Below are 15,597 nucleotides of genomic sequence, written 5' to 3'. Positions count from 1 at the left end.
CAGCCGGAACGGCAGCGGATGACCGCGCCCGGCTTCAAGCCCCCGCCCGCGGGCCGACGCCCGGGCTAGGCCGTCGGCGCCGCGGCCGGCATCCGGCCGCTCAGCACCGGCAGCACCTGCGTGCAGATCGAGTGCAGCGCCACCCGCTGCTCGTCGCTCATCGCCTCGAAGGCCTGGTGTGTCCGGCCCATCTCGCCGCGGATCAGCCCCAGGATCTCCCGGCCCTGCTCGGTGATCACCACGATCTTGACCCGGCGGTCGCCCGCCGCCGCCTCCCGGTTGGCCAGCCGCAGCGACTCCAGCCGGTCGACGATCCCCGTCACGTTGGAGGCGTCACAGCCGAGCCGCCCGGCCAGCGCGCGCATCGGCACCGGCTCCTGCACCGCGCCCAGCGCCTTGGCCTGCGAGGAGGAGAGCCCGTGCCGGGCCGCGGCCGCCGCGAAGTCCTGGAAGTAGGCGGCGCCGACGGCGGCCAGCGCCTCCATCAACTCGGCGTTGGTCGGTACGGTCGTCGTCGCTGTCGAACCCATGGGGCAAGCGTACGGCCGAGTCCTTCAGCAACTCAAGCTTTGACCACGGCAAATGTCCGATCACCAACCGGTCGGTCCCGCACAGCCCCACACCACCGGGCCCCCGGCCCGCGCCGAGCGGCGCAGGGGCCGCCCCCTCGCGCCCGGCGGGATCAGAGCACCAGCTGGTCGAAGAGCCGCCGCAGCTCCGCCTCCGGGTCCGCGGTCAGCCCGGTGTGCACCGGCCCGGGCTGGACGATCGCACTGCGCGGCGCCGTCAGCCACCGGAACCGCTGCCCCGGGCTGTCGGCCGCCGCCGGACCGGCCTGCGGCCCGCCGACGCAGACCGCCTCGATCCCGTGCAGCGCCCGCCGCACCCCGGCGACGTCCGCCACCGGGTCCAGCGCCAGCAGCCGCCCCTGGTCCAGGTGCGTCCGGGCGGCCAGGTGCCCGTGCTGGCGGCAGTACAGCAGCACGCCGACGTTGACGCACTCGCCGCGCTCGACCCTGGGCACCGCCCGGATCACCGCGTACTCGTAGTCGTGCAGCTCGACGGCGGCCGACCCGCCGGAGAACCCGGCCTGAACGGCCTGCCCGGCCTCGTGCACGGCCTCGACGGGCTCGGTCATGCGGGCACCTCCGGCAGCCAGTCACGCGGACCGGCCAGTCGCTCGGTCAACTGGGCGCGGTACGCGGCGCGCACCGCCTCGGGCGAGTCGAACCCGGGCTCGTCCGCCAGCCACACGTCGGGGATCAGCGCCACGGCCTGCTCGACGGCCGCCTCCGCGAGCGGGGCGAGCTCCTTGTCCGCCGCCACCAGGTCCGGTTCGGCCCGCAGCAGGGCGTGGTCGGAGGCGTCGTACGGGCGGCGGGTCCAGGCGGCCGCACCGGCCCAGTGGTGATGGAAGATCAGGCTGGCGCCGTGGTCGATCAGCCGCAGCCCGCCGGTGGCCACCAGCAGGTTGGGATTGCGCCAGGAGCGGTCGACGTTCCCGATCAGCGCGTCGAACCAGAGCACCTGCCCGGCCAGACCGGAGTCCACCTCGAAGCAGAGCGGGTCGAAGTTGAGCGCGCCGCTGACGAAGGCCATGCCCAGGTTGAGGCCGCCACTGGCCCGCATCTGGCCCTGGACCTGCTGGTCCGGCTCGCTGCGGGCGAGCACCGGATCCAGGTCGACGGTGACGAGTTCGGGCACCGGCAGGCCGAGCCTGCGGCCGATCTCACCGGCCAGCACCTCCGCGACCAGTGCCTTGCGGCCCTGCGCCGCGCCGACCCATTTCAGCGCGTACAGCCGCCGGTCGTCGGCCTCGACCAGGCCCGGCATCGAGCCGCCTTCTCGCAGTGGCGTCACATAGCGGACCGCCGTCACCTCGGGGAGCACGCCCGACAGCCTATCGGGCATATGCACGAGGCGGGTGCGCCCCACCGCCTCCCGGGGCCCGGTGTCCGCACCGCCGTGCGCCATCCGCGCCGCCCCGGTGGCAGCGCCTGCTGCTCCGTGCGAGTGTGGCGGGCAGTAGTCGCGCAGATAGTGACCTCGGACCCTGCACGGTACGACCTGCACTGTAAGGGATGAACGATGGAACGACCTCGGATCCTGATCGTGGGCGGCGGCTTCGCCGGACTGGAGTGCGCTCGCCGGCTCGAACGCAAGCTCACGCCCTCGGAGGCGGAGATCTCGCTGGTCACGCCGTTCAGCTACCAGCTCTACCTGCCGCTGCTGCCACACGTGGCGGCCGGGGTGCTGACCCCGCAGTCGGTGGCGGTCTCGCTGCGCCGCACGCTGCGCCGCACGCACATCGTGCCGGGCGGTGCGATCGGCGTCGACCCGCGCTCCAAGGTCTGCGTGGTCCGCAAGATCACCGACGAGGTGGTGGCGCAGAAGTACGACTACCTCGTCCTGGCCCCCGGCAGCGTGACCCGCACCTTCGACATCCCGGGTCTGACGGACTACGCGCGCGGCATGAAGACGCTCGCCGAGGCGACCTACGTCCGCGACCATGTGATCGCCCAACTCGACCTGGCCTCCGCCACCCTGGACCAGCACGAGCGGGAGTCCCGGCTGCAGTTCGTGGTGGTCGGCGGCGGCTACGCGGGCACCGAGACGGCGGCCTGTCTGCAGCGGCTGACCACCGCGGCCGCCAAGCGCTACCCGCGGCTGGACGCCCGGCAGATCAAGTGGCACCTGATCGACATCGCCCCGAAGCTGATGCCCGAACTGGGCGACTCGCTCGGCCAGACCGCGCTGGAGGTGCTGCGCGAGCGCGGCATCGAGGTCTCGCTCGGCGTCTCGGTGGCCGAAGTGGGCGCCGAGTCGGTCAAGTTCACCGACGGCCGGGTGCTGCCCTGCCGGACGCTGATCTGGACGGCCGGCGTGGCCGCCAGCCCGCTGATCGGCACGCTGGACGCGGAGACGGTGCGCGGCCGGATCGCGGTGACGGCGGAGATGCGGGTCCCGCAGTTCGAGGGCGTGTTCGCGCTCGGCGACGCGGCCGCGGTACCGGACCTCGCCAAGGGCGACGGCGCGGTCTGCCCGCCGACCGCCCAGCACTCCGCCCGCCAGGGCCGCGCGGTGGCGCACAACGTGATCGCCGCGCTCCGCAACCAGCCCCTGGAGCCCTACTACCACAGGGACTTGGGCCTGGTGGTCGACCTCGGCGGCAAGGACGCGGTGTCCAAGCCGATCGGCGTGGAGCTCAAGGGCGTACCGGCCCAGGTGGTGGCCCGCGGCTACCACCTGATGGCGATGCGCACCAACGTCGCCAAGTTCCGGGTCGGCGCCAACTGGCTGCTGAACGCCGCCGCCGGGGACGACTTCGTCCGGACCGGGTTCCTCGCCCGCCAGCCCGCCCGACTGCGCGACTTCGAGTACACCGACGCCTATCTGACGAAGGATCAGGTCCGCGCGCACGCCCAGGCACTGCTCGCCAAGGGCTGATCCGCCGGCGCCGGTGCCCCCCGCCCAAGGGCGGGGGGCACCGGCGTGTCCGCTACTTCGCGGACAGGTACATCCCGTTGGCGTCCTGGCCCGCCGTGTTGCGGCAGGAGTAGTTGCCGCCCGGCTTCGCGTACAGCAGGGTCAGGCAGCGCCCGAGGGCCTGCTGGCCGTAGTAGTTGGGGTGCATCGACTCCTGGACGGTGCCCTGCGAGGCGCTCAGCCCGGCGTCGACGAACCGCGCCCACTCGCTGGTGGTGGCGGACGGCGCGCTGGTCGAGCCGGCCTGCCGGGTGGCCTTGGAGCAGACCTCGCGCCCCTGGAGCATGTCGCCGAGATCCAGGAACTGCACGCCCTTCGAGGCCGCGACGCCCGCCAGGGCGCCGGAGATCCGCGGCACCAGGGTGTCGCGCGCCCAGTCCGCGTCGTCGTTCCAGAACGGACAGCCGCCGGTGTCGGCCCGGCTCCAGCCGCTCTCCGGGTAGCGCATCTCGGCGCTGCGCGGGATCGGCGACGGGTAGGACTGCAGCACGATCCGGTAGTCGCCGGACGCGTAGCCCGCGGTGGACATCACCGCCCGGATCTCGTCGATCGCCTTGCCGACACCGGCCATCGCACCGGGCAGCTTGGCCTCGACGGCGTCCTGCTGGTCGTCGTGGCAGTACGAGTACCAGACCAGGTAGTCCGTGACACAGGCCTGGATCACGTCCGCGAAGCCGAGGTCGTTGCCGCCGATGGACAGCGTGATCAGCTTGACGTTGTTCTGCGCGGCGACGGCCGCCAGCTGGTCGGCCTGCGGGGCCTCGCCCTTGAACGACTTGCCGCCGTTGGAGGCCCGGAAGACGTTGGCGGCGACGGCGCCGGAGCAGGCCAGGTTGATCTGGGTCTGCGCCACGGTCGGCGCACTGCGCACCTCGGCGACGTCCGAGCGGTCGCACCCGCTCGTGTACGTGCCGCCGTAGACCCGGCTCGGGTCGTACGCACTGCCGGTCCAGGCCCGGTCGGTGCCGGCCCGGCTGCCGCTGGTGGCAACGGAGTTGCCCTTCCAGCGGCCGGCCTCACCGGAGATGTAGCTGTCCCCGAGCGAGACGCTGGCGGTCGGGCCGGTGCCGGCGGCACTGGCCGGCGCCGCGGTGCCGGCGACCAGGCCGGCGGCTCCGAGCGGAAGTGCCAGAAGCGCGGCGAACAGGCGCCGTCTGAAGCGGGTGGTCCTGCTGATGATGCTCGAACTGTTTTCGGGCACGGCGGAACTCCTGCGGTCGGTCTCGCCCGCGCTGTGGGGGCGGGGAGACGCGTCGGTGAGGGTAGGCCGCCGGCCGGTGGCGCGATGAAGATGACATGCCCGCGCTTGTTACCGCTAGGTATCTGCACCAGGTTTCTCGCTGTGTTACCGGTCGGTTCAGATCAGTCGCGTCCCGGCCCCGGAAGTTCCCAGCACGGCCGCAAGATCGTCGGCCAGCCGTCGTGCGTCGGCCGGGTCGAGCCGGGCCGTGGTGATCCGCATCCCCGCCGGGGCGTCCAGCCGGTAGCGGGCGCCCGGCGCCGCCACCCAACCGCGCTGCACCAGGGCGGCCAGCGCGGTGGTCTCGTCCGGGACGGACAGCCAGACGTTCAGCCCGCTGGCGCCGTGCGCCTCGATGCCGCGCGCGGCCAGCTCCGCGAGCAGCGCGTCCCGGCGCTCCCGGTAGGCGGCCGCCACCCGGGCGGGCGGCGCCGCGTCGGTGCGCCACAGCTCGGCCACGGTCTGCTGGAGCAGGTGGCTGACCCAGCCCGCGCCGAGCCGCTGGCCGCCCAGCACCCGACCCATGGTGTCGGCGTCCCCGACCGCGACCGAGAGCCGCAGGTCCGGCCCGTAGGCCTTGGCGGCCGAGCGCACCACCGCCCACCGCTCCGAGGCGGCCCCGACCAGCGGGTGGTACGCCTGGTCGACGATGCCGTACCCGTGGTCGTCCTCGATCAGCAGCACCTCGGGGTAGCGGGCCAGCACCTCGCGCAGCGCGGCCGCCCGGCCCGGGGTGAGCGCGGCCCCGGTCGGGTTCTGCGCCCGGCTGGTGACGACCACCGCCCGCGCCCCGCCGGCCAGCGCCCCGTCGAGGGCCTCGGGCAGCGGACCTTCGTCGTCCAGCCGGACGGGGGCCGGCCTCAGCCCCTTCGCCGGCAGCAGGTCCAGCAGACTGCCCCAGCCCGGGTCCTCGACCGCGACGGCGTCGCCGGGGCGCAGCCGGGCGGCCAGGATCCGCTCGATCGTGTCGAGTGAGCCGGAGGCGATGGCGACCGGCCCGTCCGGCAGCCCGTCGGCGCGGAAGGCCGCGCGGGCGAGGGCGAGCAGCCCGGGGTCGGCGGCCGGCCGGCCGTAGAGGACCGGGTCGCGCCGGGCGGCGTCGGCGGCCGCGGCGAGGGCCGGGGTGAGGTCGGGCAGCAGCGCCGGGTCGGGGTTGCCGTCGGAGAGGTCGCGGGCGTGCGGGGGCACGGGCAGGCGGATCTGGTCGCGGGGGGTGTGCGCGGGCCGGGGCCGGATCCGGCTGCCCTTGCGGCCGGCCGTCTCGATCACGCCCCGGTCGCGCAGCAGCCGGTAGGCCGCGGCGACGGTGTTGGGGTTCACGCCGAGCTCGGCGGCGAGGTCGCGCAGCGGTGGCAGCGGGGTGCCGGGCGCGAGCCGTCCGCTGCTGACGCCCTGCTCGACGTCGGCCGCGATATCGCTGGCGCGCCGCCCCTTGATCGGATAGTCTCCTAGCACAAAACAGATTATGCACTAGTACATAGAGGTTGTCATGTCTGGCGGCACCCCGGCCTACGCTCGCACCGCTCGCACCACCCCGACCCGCTACAAGGACCGCGCCACCTGGGAGCAGGAGGCGATCCACGCCGTCCTCGACAGCTCCTGGGTGTGCCACCTGGGCTTCATAGCCGACGGCGCGCCCGTCGTCCTGCCGACCATCTACGCCCGGGTCGGCAGCCGCCTGTACATCCACGGCTCCACCGGCAGCCGCCCGCTGCGCGCGGCCTCCGGCGAGCAGGGCATGCCGGTCTGCGTCACCGTCACCCTGGTCGACGGCCTGGTGCTGACCAAGTCGGCGTTCAACCACTCCGTCAACTTCCGCTCGGTGGTGGCGCACGGCACCGCCCACCAGGTCACCGACCCCGAGGAGCTGACCGTCGCCCTGGACGCGCTGGTGGACCACGCCGTCCCCGGCCGCTCGGCCGAGGTCCGCCCGGCCAACGCCAAGGAGCTCGCCGCCACCGCCGTCATCCGCCTGGAGCTGGACGAGGTGTCCGCCAAGACCCGGTCCGACGGCGCCGACGACGACGAGGCCGACCTCGACCTGCCGCACTGGGCCGGCGTGGTGCCGGTCGCCACCCGGTACGGCGCCCCCGAGCCGCACCCGTCCACCACCGTGCCGCTCCCCGCGCACCTGCGCGACCTCACCGGCTGAGGGCCGCCCGATGCTGATCCGCTCCTGGGACCGCGGGGACGAGGCCGAGTGGCGCGCCTGGCTGGCGCAGGGCCGCGACTTCGGCCTGCTCGCCGCCAACGGCCTGCCCGGGCGGGGCCCGGTCCTCGTCCCCACCCACTTCCTGCTGGACGCCGAGCAGGGCGAGATCCTGCTCCACCTGGCCGCGCCGAACCCGCTGTTCGCCGCCGTCCGCGCCGACCCCGAGGTCACCCTCGCGGTGACGGACGACTACGTGTTCGCGCCCGGCCACTGGCGCGGCGAGCCCGGCACCCCCACCAGCTACTACACCTCCGTCCAGTTCTCCTGCACGGCCGAGATCGTCGACGGCGCGGCCGAGAAGGCCGAGATCCTCAACCGGCAGCTCGCCCACTTCCAGCCCGAGACCCCGGACACCCGGGTCACCCCGGGCACCGGCCCGTTCGGCAAGCTGCTCCCCGGCCTGCGCGGACTGCGGCTGACGGTCCGCGAGGTCCGCGCCAAGTTCAAGTACGACGACAAGAAGCCCGCCGCCGACCAGCAGGCCATCGCCGACCGCCTCGCCGAGCGTGACCACGGCCTCGACGCCGGCGCCCGCACCCAGCTGCTGCGCCGCAACGCGCGCCGCACACAAGGGCGCTGATCCCCCGAACGGCGGGGCCACCGGGCGAACCGCCCGGAGCGCTGATCGAATGTGAGACGAACCCTGCCCACTCGGCCGTGCCGGCGGGCCCGTCCACCCCGGGGAGCGCGTGTGTCGACAGTCCCGAGCCATCAGGCCGCCGGCGAGGCCCACCTGGGGCACGTCGTGTTCATCTCCGCCGCGGCCGCGATGGGCGGGTTCCTGTTCGGCTACGACAGCGCGGTGATCAACGGTGCGGTGACGGGCATCCAGAAGCACTTCGAGGTGGGAAACGGCGAGACGGCCTTCGTGGTCGCGATCGCGCTGCTCGGCTCGGCGGGCGGCGCGGTCGCCGCCGGTCGGCTCGCCGACCACCTCGGCCGGGTCCGCACCATGCTGCTCGCCGCCACCCTGTTCGCGATCAGCGGCATCGGCTCGATGTTCCCGCCGACCATCCAACTGCTCGCCACCTGGCGGGTGGTGGGTGGCGTCGCGATCGGCATCGCCTCGGTGATCGCGCCCACCTACATCGCCGAGGTCGCGCCCACCGCCTACCGGGGCCGGCTGGCCTCCTTCCAGCAGATGGCGATCGTGCTCGGCATCACCGTCTCCCAGCTCGCCAACTGGGCGCTCAACCAGGCGGCCGGCGGCGAGTCCACCGGCCACCTGGGCGGCATCCAGGCCTGGCAGTGGATGCTCGGCGTGGAGACCATCCCGGCACTGGTGTACGGGTTGATGGCGCTGGCCATCCCGGAGTCCCCGCGCTATCTGATCGCCGACCGGCGCGAGGAGCAGGCCCGCAAGGTGCTGCTGGAGGTGGAGGGCGAGGGCGTCGACCTGGACGCCCGGGTGGCCGAGATCCGGGCGGTGCTGGAGTCCACCCACAAACCCCGGCTGAAGGACCTGCTGGGCGGGCGGTTCGGCCTGCTGCCGATCGTCTGGGTGGGCATCGGGGCCTCGGTGTTCCAGCAGTTCGTCGGCATCAACGTGATCTTCTACTACTCCTCCTTCCTCTGGCAGTCCGTCGGCATCAACGAGGCCAACTCGCTGCTGATCAGCCTCTCCACCTCGATCGTCAACGTGATCGGCACGGTGATCGCGATGGCGCTGGTCGACCGGATCGGCCGCAAGCCGCTCGCGCTGGCCGGCTCGGCCGGCATGGCCCTGGCCCTCGGCACCGCCGCCTGGGCCTTCTCGTTCCGGCAGGGCACCGGCGACAGCGCCACCCTCGACGACACCTACGCCACGGTGGCCCTGGTCGCGGCGCACGTGTTCGTGTTCTGCTTCGCCTTCTCCTGGGGCGTGGTGGTCTGGGTCCTGCTCGGCGAGATGTTCCCCAACCGGATCCGGGCCCTCGCCCTGTCCGTCGCCGCCTCCGCCCAGTGGATCGCCAACTGGGCGATCACCGTCAGCTTCCCCGACCTCGCCGACTGGAACCTGTCGGCCACCTACGTCATCTACGCCGTTTTCGCGCTGCTCTCCATCCCGTTCGTGGCCTTCTGTATCAAGGAGACCAAGGGCCGCGCCCTGGAGGAGATGGGATAGGGCCTCTCTTATGGATCAGGTCGGATCAGCGCGCGGCGTTGGAGTGCGTGCATCGCAAGGCGGAGGAGGGCGTCCATGCGGTGGGGGCACCTCCCGGCCGAAGGCTGGGGGCCATCGGCAACCGACGACAACGCAGCGAGGTGCGTGCTCCGGCGTCGTGCGCCCGGCATGATCCATAAGAGAGGCCCTAGGGCGAGTTCGCGGAGCCGCGTCGGACCAGGCGGGGCTCTGCCGGCACTCCCCGGCCGTTCCGGCCTCCCGGCGTCGCAGCCGTCCACGCCGCCGTGCGCGGCCCGTCCCACCGAGAGGAAGCCATGCCGGACCAGGGCGGCTCCCGACAGAACGTCACCTTCCCCGGCAACGGGCGCGAGGCCCACGGCTACCTCGCCCGCCCGCCGCAGGGCGTCGGTCCCGGCCTGCTGCTGGTCCAGGAGTGGTGGGGGCTCACCTCGCACGTCGCCGCCATGGCGGACCGCTTCGCCGCCGAGGGCTTCACCGTCCTCGCCCCCGACCTGTTCGGCGGCGCCACCACCCACGACCCCGCCGAGGCGGCCCGGCTGAAGCGGGAGCTGCCGGTCGAACGGGCGGTGGTGGACCTGCGCGGCGCCGTCGACCACCTGCTCGGCCTGGACGGCGTGGTCGGGGACGCGGTCGGCGTGGTCGGGTTCTGCATGGGCGGCGGCTTCGCCCTGCTGCTCGCCGCCCAGGAGGGCGACCGGGTGGCCGCCGTGGTCCCGTTCTACGGGCTGCCGCCCGACCCCGGCTTCGACTACCGGGGCCTGACCGCACACGTCCTCGGCCACTACGGCGAGCACGACCGCTCGATCCCGATGGAGGCCGTGGACGAGGCCGCGATCCGGATCGGCGAGGCCACCGACGTCCGCCCCGAGATCCACTTCTACCCGGCCGGGCACGCCTTCATGAACGACGAGAACCTGCTCGGCGGCTACGACCCGCTACAGGCCAAGATCGCCTGGCGCCGCACCCTCAGCTTCCTCTGGGGCCACCTCGGCTGAACCCCCGTGCCGCCGCGTCAGGACCGTAAATCCGCTGGACAGCTGTCAGCTCCCCCGGCATAGTCACCAGGTGCGCAGCCAACCCCCACCCCGCAGCCGATTCGCCTGGGCCGGACGCAACTACCGCATCCAGACCGCGGCCACCGTGATCAGCGGGCTCGGCAACGCCGGCGCCCCCATCGCCACCGCCTTCGCCGTCCTGGAGAACGGCGGCTCGACGGCCGAGGTCGGCTATGTCACCGCCGCCCGGCTGGTCCCCACCGTGCTGCTGCTGATGGTCGGCGGGGCGCTCGCCGACCGGCTGCCGCGCCACCACGTGATGGTGGCCGCCAACCTGTTCAACGCGCTCTCCCAGGCCGTCCTGGCCGCCCTCGTCCTCGGCGGGCACGCCGAGCTCTGGCAGCTGCTGCTGCTTTCCGCCGCCGGCGGCGCGGGCCACGCGTTCTACGCCCCCGCCGCCGAGGGCATGCTGATGCAGAACGTGGCCAAGGAGCACGCCGCGCGGGCCTTCTCGGTGTTCCGGATGGGGCTGAACGCCTCCCAGATCGGCGGCGCCGCCCTCGGCGGCGCGCTGACCGCCGTCGTCGGCCCCGGCTGGGTGCTCGCCGTCGACGCGGCCTGCTTCGTGCTCGCCGCCGGGCTGCGGTTCTTCCTGGAGGCCGAGGCGGCGCCCGCCAGCGGGGGCGGCGGCGGCATGCTGCGCGATCTGCGCGAGGGCTGGCGGGAGTTCGCCTCCCGGCGCTGGCTCTGGGTGATCGTGCTGCAGTTCTCCGTCCTGGTGGCGTGCATCAGCGCGGTCGAGGCGGTGTACGGGCCGATCGTCGCCGAGCAGCGGCTCGGCGGGGCCCGCGACTGGGGCCTGGCGATGTCGGCCTACGGGGTCGGCCTGGTGGTCACCGGCGTGCTGATGGTCCGCTGGCAGCCGCGCCGGATCCTGCTGGTCGGCAACTACGGCGTCTTCCTGTTCGGACTGCCCGCGGTGGCACTGGCCGCGGCGGCGCCGCTGCCGGTCCTGGCGGCCGCGATGTTCCTCTCCGGAGCCGGCGTCACGGTGTTCGGCGTCAACTGGATGATCGCCCTCCAGCAGGAGATCCCGGCCGAGATGTTCTCCCGGGTCGCCGCCTACGACCACCTCGGCTCGCTCTCCCTCGCACCGGTCGGCACCGCCCTGGCCGGCCCGGCCGCCACCGCCCTCGGGCTCTCCGGTGCGCTCTGGGCCTGTGCGGTGATCTGCCTGCTGCTGAGTGCGCTGGTCCTGCTGGAGCCACAGGTCCGCCGCCTCCCCCGACGCAACCCCGACACCCCCGAGCCACAACCCGCCGAACCCGCCGCCGCGACTGCCGCATAGCTCCCGGCGCGGCGCCGAGCGCCCCCTCCTGCTGCCGATCGACCCGGGCCAGGGCCTCGAACGCCGGCACGTGGACCGCCTGCTCGCCCGGCCCCCGCGCCCGTCGGCCTTCCGGCCGCCGCTCAGCCCGTGGGCAGCCAGCTGACGTGCCCGGCCAACAGCGCGTACCCGACGAAGGCCACCGTGTCGATCAGCGCGTGCGCCACCACCAGCGGCATCACCCGCCCCCACCGCCGGTAGAGCAGGCAGAAGACCACGCCCATCACCATGTTGCCGACCAGCCCGCCGACCCCCTGGTACAGGTGGTACGAGCCGCGCAGTACCGAGCTCGCCACCAGCGCCGCCGGCCACGACCACCCCAGCTGCCCGAGCCTGCGCAGCAGGTACCCGAGGACGACGACCTCCTCCAGGATGGCGTTCTGCCAGGCGGAGGCGAGCAGCACCGGGATCCGCCACCAGACGTCGGGCAGCCCGGAGGGCGCCACCGTCAGGTTGTAGCCGGCCGCCTGTGAGGCCAGGTAGAGCGCCAGCCCGGTGCCCCCGATCGCGGCGGCGACGCCGGCTCCGCGCCCGAGGTCGCGCAGCTTCTGCCCGAGGTCGAAGCCCAGCACGCGCAGCGAGACGCCTTCGCGGACCAGCAGGTAGCCGACCAGGGCGACCGGCATCAGCCCGCGCCCGATGTAGTAGAGCTGCCAGGCGAGGTCCAGCCACGGCCGACCGGGGGCCCGGGAGCCGTTCAGGGTGGCGACCTGCTGGCCGAGCTTGAGCGGTTCGGTGAGCGAGCCGGCGAAGCTGATCAGCGCGCCGATGCCGCTGGCCCCGAGCGAGAGGCCGAGGACGATCAGCAGTTCCGCGCCGAGCAGCCGGCGGGTGGGCTGAGCGGTCCCCGGTTCGGTCGAGGCGGTGGTCACGGGCTGCTCCAGCGGGCGGGCGTCGCTCCGGCCGTCGGCCGACCGCCGGAGCGATCATCCTTCCACAGGAGGGCGCCCGGTCGGATGAGCCCACCGGTCGCCACCCGCCGCGCCGGTGCGGGTGGCCGGTGAGGTAAGCCGGGCCGGGCCGGGCCGCCGCCCTACCCCACGGGCCAGGTGTGCACCGGCTCCCCGGCCCGCATGTACTCGATGTACCGCCGGGTCATCGCGGCCAGCGCGGCCGACCGGTCCATCCCGAACTGCTCGCGCAGCCGGTGGAAGGTGGCGCTCTGCCAGGAGGCGCCGTTGACCCGGCGCAGGCAGCGCTGCTCGATGATGCCGAGGTAGCGGTCCCGGTCGGCGGGCTCGACGCCCCACTCGTCCAGGCCCTGGTAGGCCATCGGCAGCAGCTCGTTCAGCACCAGGTCGACGGCCGAGACGGTGGCCGTCCCGCCCCCGCGCCCGGCCCGGCCGGACCGCGGCCACTGGAAGACGGCGTCCATGCCGTACCGGGCGGCCTGCTGGAAGTTCTCCTCGGCCCGTTCGAACGGCAGCCTGGTCCAGATCGGCTTCGACTGCTCGGCGAGCACCCGGACCAGCCCGTAGTAGAAGGCGGCGTTGGCGAGCGTGTCGGCCACGGTCGGCCCGGCCGGCAGCGCCCGGTTCTCCACCCGCAGGTGCGGCACCCCGCCGCTGACGTCGTACACCGGGCGGTTCCACCGGTAGATGGTGCCGTTGTGCAGCCGCATCTCGGCCAGCCTCGGGGTTCCGCCGGAGGCGAGCACCTTGACCGGGTCCTCGTCGTCACAGATCGGCAGCAACGCCGGGAAGTACCGCAGGTTCTCCTCGAACAGGTCGTAGGCGGAGTCCACCCAGCGCTCGCCGAACCAGGTGATCGGGCGCACGCCCTGCGCTTTGAGCTCCGCCGAACGGGTGTCGCAGGCCTGTTGGAACAGCACCGGCCTGGTCTCCCGCCACAGCTCCCGGCCGAACAGGAAGGGCGAGTTGGCCCCGAGCGCGAGCTGCGGACCGCAGATCGCCTGGGCCGCGTTCCACACCGAGGAGAACCGCTCGGGGGTCACCTGGAGGTGCAGCTGCAGCGAGGTCGCGGCGGCCTCGGCCACCATGGTGATCGACTCCAGCTGGAGGTGCTCGACGCCCTCGATGTCCAGCGTGATGTCCTCGCCGCGGGCCGCCAGGATCTGGTCGCTGAGCAGGCTGTACCGCTGGTTGTGGGACATCGAGTCGAGCCCGGTGTGGTCGTGCTCCAGGGTCGGCAGGATGCCGACCATCACGATCCGCGCCCCGGCCGCGGCCGCCTGGCGGTCGGCGTAGCGCAGCCCGGTGTCGATCTCCTCGCGCAGCTCCTCCAGCACATGGCCGCAGAGCCGGTGCGGGGTGATGTTGACCTCGATGTTGAACTGGCCCAGCTCGGTCTGGAAGTCGCTGGAGCCGATGGCGCTGAGCACCTGGGCGTTGCGCATCACCGGAAGGCCCTGCTCGTCGGCCAGGTTGAGCTCGATCTCCAGGCCCATCACAGCCCTCGGCCGGTCGAAACGCTCCTCGCGCAGCATCCGCTCCAATGCGTCGAGACAGGACTGCAGCTTGCGCCGGTACAGCTGTCGGTCCGACAGGTCCGCCCGTGTCGCCACGACCTTCTCGCCCATGGTCCCCTCCTCCTGACCGCCCGGCCGACCGACCGTGCAAGCATCATGCCCACCCCGAAGATCGATACCCGATTGCTTCGAACGGCTTGCAATGCAAGGAAACTGATGGTCTTTCAGCTCATCTGCCGACTTGCCCGGCGCCACCGCCTGTGATAAACAGGTCACCCTGCGCACCTGTTCGAGTAGAATTCGCACTGCGCTCAGGCCGGCCCGCTACCGCTCCGAAACCCTCGTCGACGGAAGCGGCCGTACCCGCACCGCGATCATGCACAACCGGACACGGCCAGGTCCCGTCACCGAAGACAAACCGCGCCACGCCGGTATGCCGCACTCGCACGCCGATCTCGCACGGAGAGGCGACCCCGCCATGACTCTGCAGACCCCCCAGCCCCCGCCGAGCGCCCTGCGCGCGGTCCTGGCCGCACTCGACTCGGAGACCGCGCTGCGCCAACCCGCCGCCGCCGCGCTGCGCCATCCGATCGGTCCGCTGCTGCCCGCACACCCACTCGCCGTCCACGTCCTGGAGGGGCCGCGCCCCGAGCTCTCGGCCGCCCGGCGGACGGGCTGGCGCTTCCTGATCAAGGACGGCGCCGAGGTGGCCGCCGCGGCGGAGGTGGTGCAGGGCACCGAGGGCCACACCTTCTCCCACTTCACCGCCGGGCCGTACCTGGACTCCACCGTCCGGGCGCTGCGCCAGGCCTGGCAGCTCGCCCAGTCCTCGCGGGCCCGCCAGCAGCCGAGACTGCTGACCTTCCCCGGCCAGTACGCGACGGCCCTGTGGCTTCACAGCCCGGACGGCGGCCCCGGCGCGGACCTGCTGATCCCGCTGGCGCCGGCCCCGCTGGGGGTCACCGCGCACCGCGCCTACCCGGCCGCCGACCTGCTGCCGATGCTCACCCGGGCGCCGCTCGCCAAGCCCCTGCTGCTCGGCTTCTCCTGAGACCGGCCGCGCCACCGGTAGCTCCGCGCACACCCCACCCCGTCCGCAGCTTCGCGCGCACCCGACCCGCCCTACCCGGACGGGCCATCGGGCATGACCTCATCGGGTCAGCCGCCCCATGGCCCGTCCGGTGTCCGTTTCGACTTCAAGCCACCTGAACGGGTGATCTCTGCCCGCGGCTTGTGGCGCATGTCACCAAATTGCTGCGCGAGCGTCTCCAGATGCCGACACTGGGAACCAGCGTGGAAGGACCACCTGTCCTACCCACATGAGCGCCGGTCCACACCTGGGCCTGCGTCCGGACAGGATCCGGCTACCGCGGCGGCTCGCGACGGGGCACCCGGCGGCGACCCGCACCACGGGGAGGATCGCAGAGCGAAGCGAGGGTACGTATGTGCCAGCACCGTCCTGAGTGCCCGTCGGCCGAGTCCGAGGACCGAGAGGCGTCCGTACCGGTGGCCTGCCACCCGGAGCAGGGCTGGAGCCTGCTCTGCAACGGCGTCCTGCTCTTCGAGGACACCGGCGAACTGCTGCCCGACGGCCGGGTGATCGCCCCGCGCCGCCCCGTCGCCTTCGCCGCCTAGAGTCTTTCTTTTGGATCAGCGGGCGGACCAGATGAAGATGCCGGCGATGTGGAGTCCGGCCCGGAAGACGGTGGCGGTCTTCTCGTAGC

At 73.2% G+C, this 15,597-nt stretch carries 15 protein-coding genes; 8 read left to right on the top strand and 7 right to left on the bottom strand.

The genetic code is table 11. The annotated features are described in order from the left end of the window. Window positions 1–65 precede the first annotated feature (65 nt). The 3 genes from ACIGZJ_RS29745 to ACIGZJ_RS29735 all read right to left on the bottom strand — a co-directional run bounded on the left by ACIGZJ_RS29745 (window position 66) and on the right by ACIGZJ_RS29735 (window position 1,890). Window positions 66–530 (bottom strand): MarR family winged helix-turn-helix transcriptional regulator, encoded by a 465-nt coding sequence (locus ACIGZJ_RS29745; protein WP_396460146.1) that lies wholly within the window; start codon window positions 528–530, stop codon window positions 66–68. Window positions 531–682: 152 nt separating this feature from the next. Continuing rightward, on the bottom strand, window positions 683–1,138 hold the full coding sequence (locus tag ACIGZJ_RS29740) for a DUF3037 domain-containing protein (RefSeq protein WP_396460145.1): 456 nt from the start codon (window positions 1,136–1,138) through the stop codon (window positions 683–685). Then, window positions 1,135–1,890 (bottom strand): HipA family kinase, encoded by a 756-nt coding sequence (locus tag ACIGZJ_RS29735; RefSeq protein WP_396460228.1) that lies wholly within the window; start codon window positions 1,888–1,890, stop codon window positions 1,135–1,137. Before ACIGZJ_RS29735 ends, ACIGZJ_RS29740 begins: the two co-directional genes overlap by 4 nt. A gap of 198 nt (window positions 1,891–2,088) precedes the next feature. On the opposite strand from ACIGZJ_RS29735, the gene ACIGZJ_RS29730 reads away from it, so the two are divergent. After that, complete coding sequence (locus tag ACIGZJ_RS29730; RefSeq protein ID WP_396460144.1) at window positions 2,089–3,447, top strand: NAD(P)/FAD-dependent oxidoreductase; 1,359 nt, start codon at window positions 2,089–2,091, stop codon at window positions 3,445–3,447. A gap of 52 nt (window positions 3,448–3,499) precedes the next feature. On the opposite strand, the gene ACIGZJ_RS29725 is transcribed toward ACIGZJ_RS29730, so the two are convergent. Both ACIGZJ_RS29725 and ACIGZJ_RS29720 read right to left on the bottom strand, forming a co-directional pair. Beyond that, window positions 3,500–4,687: a GDSL-type esterase/lipase family protein gene (locus ACIGZJ_RS29725; RefSeq protein WP_396460143.1), complete on the bottom strand. Its 1,188-nt coding sequence runs from the start codon at window positions 4,685–4,687 to the stop codon at window positions 3,500–3,502. 156 nt (window positions 4,688–4,843) lie between these two features. After that, complete coding sequence (locus tag ACIGZJ_RS29720) at window positions 4,844–6,181, bottom strand: aminotransferase class I/II-fold pyridoxal phosphate-dependent enzyme (RefSeq protein ID WP_396460142.1); 1,338 nt, start codon at window positions 6,179–6,181, stop codon at window positions 4,844–4,846. A 34-nt stretch (window positions 6,182–6,215) separates the two neighbouring features. Here ACIGZJ_RS29720 and ACIGZJ_RS29715 point away from each other — a divergent pair, with 34 nt between their 5' ends. The 5 genes from ACIGZJ_RS29715 to ACIGZJ_RS29695 all read left to right on the top strand — a co-directional run bounded on the left by ACIGZJ_RS29715 (window position 6,216) and on the right by ACIGZJ_RS29695 (window position 11,406). After that, a complete protein-coding gene (locus ACIGZJ_RS29715; protein ID WP_396460140.1) occupies window positions 6,216–6,878 on the top strand; it encodes a pyridoxamine 5'-phosphate oxidase family protein in 663 nt (220 codons plus the stop codon). Window positions 6,879–6,888: 10 nt separating this feature from the next. Beyond that, window positions 6,889–7,518, top strand: coding sequence for an FMN-binding negative transcriptional regulator (locus ACIGZJ_RS29710; protein ID WP_396460138.1), 630 nt, complete (start codon window positions 6,889–6,891; stop codon window positions 7,516–7,518). A gap of 111 nt (window positions 7,519–7,629) precedes the next feature. After that, window positions 7,630–9,042 carry a sugar porter family MFS transporter gene (locus tag ACIGZJ_RS29705; protein ID WP_396460137.1) on the top strand — a complete coding sequence of 471 codons (1,413 nt, stop codon included), beginning with the start codon at window positions 7,630–7,632 and terminating at the stop codon, window positions 9,040–9,042. Between the two features lie 314 nt (window positions 9,043–9,356). Then, a complete protein-coding gene (locus ACIGZJ_RS29700; RefSeq protein WP_396460136.1) occupies window positions 9,357–10,058 on the top strand; it encodes a dienelactone hydrolase family protein in 702 nt (233 codons plus the stop codon). Between the two features lie 70 nt (window positions 10,059–10,128). Next, complete coding sequence (locus ACIGZJ_RS29695) at window positions 10,129–11,406, top strand: MFS transporter (protein ID WP_396460135.1); 1,278 nt, start codon at window positions 10,129–10,131, stop codon at window positions 11,404–11,406. Between the two features lie 122 nt (window positions 11,407–11,528). On the opposite strand, the gene ACIGZJ_RS29690 is transcribed toward ACIGZJ_RS29695, so the two are convergent. Next, window positions 11,529–12,317, bottom strand: a complete 789-nt coding sequence (locus ACIGZJ_RS29690) for a CPBP family intramembrane glutamic endopeptidase (RefSeq protein WP_396460134.1) — start codon at window positions 12,315–12,317, stop codon at window positions 11,529–11,531. A gap of 161 nt (window positions 12,318–12,478) precedes the next feature. Then, window positions 12,479–13,984, bottom strand: a complete 1,506-nt coding sequence (locus ACIGZJ_RS29685) for a glutamate--cysteine ligase (RefSeq protein ID WP_396460133.1) — start codon at window positions 13,982–13,984, stop codon at window positions 12,479–12,481. 367 nt (window positions 13,985–14,351) lie between these two features. Here ACIGZJ_RS29685 and ACIGZJ_RS29680 point away from each other — a divergent pair, with 367 nt between their 5' ends. Together ACIGZJ_RS29680 and ACIGZJ_RS29675 are read left to right on the top strand one after the other, a co-directional pair. Further along, a complete protein-coding gene (locus ACIGZJ_RS29680) occupies window positions 14,352–14,924 on the top strand; it encodes a hypothetical protein (protein ID WP_392940393.1) in 573 nt (190 codons plus the stop codon). 392 nt (window positions 14,925–15,316) lie between these two features. Beyond that, entirely contained in the window at window positions 15,317–15,508 is a 192-nt protein-coding gene (locus tag ACIGZJ_RS29675; RefSeq protein ID WP_392940395.1) for a DUF5999 family protein, read from the top strand. Window positions 15,509–15,597: the final 89 nt, after the last annotated feature.

This window comes from Kitasatospora sp. NPDC052868 (assembly GCF_044547105.1).
Taxonomy (GTDB): Bacteria; Actinomycetota; Actinomycetes; order Streptomycetales; family Streptomycetaceae; genus Kitasatospora.
This window is presented reverse-complemented; position numbering and strand designations above follow the sequence as displayed.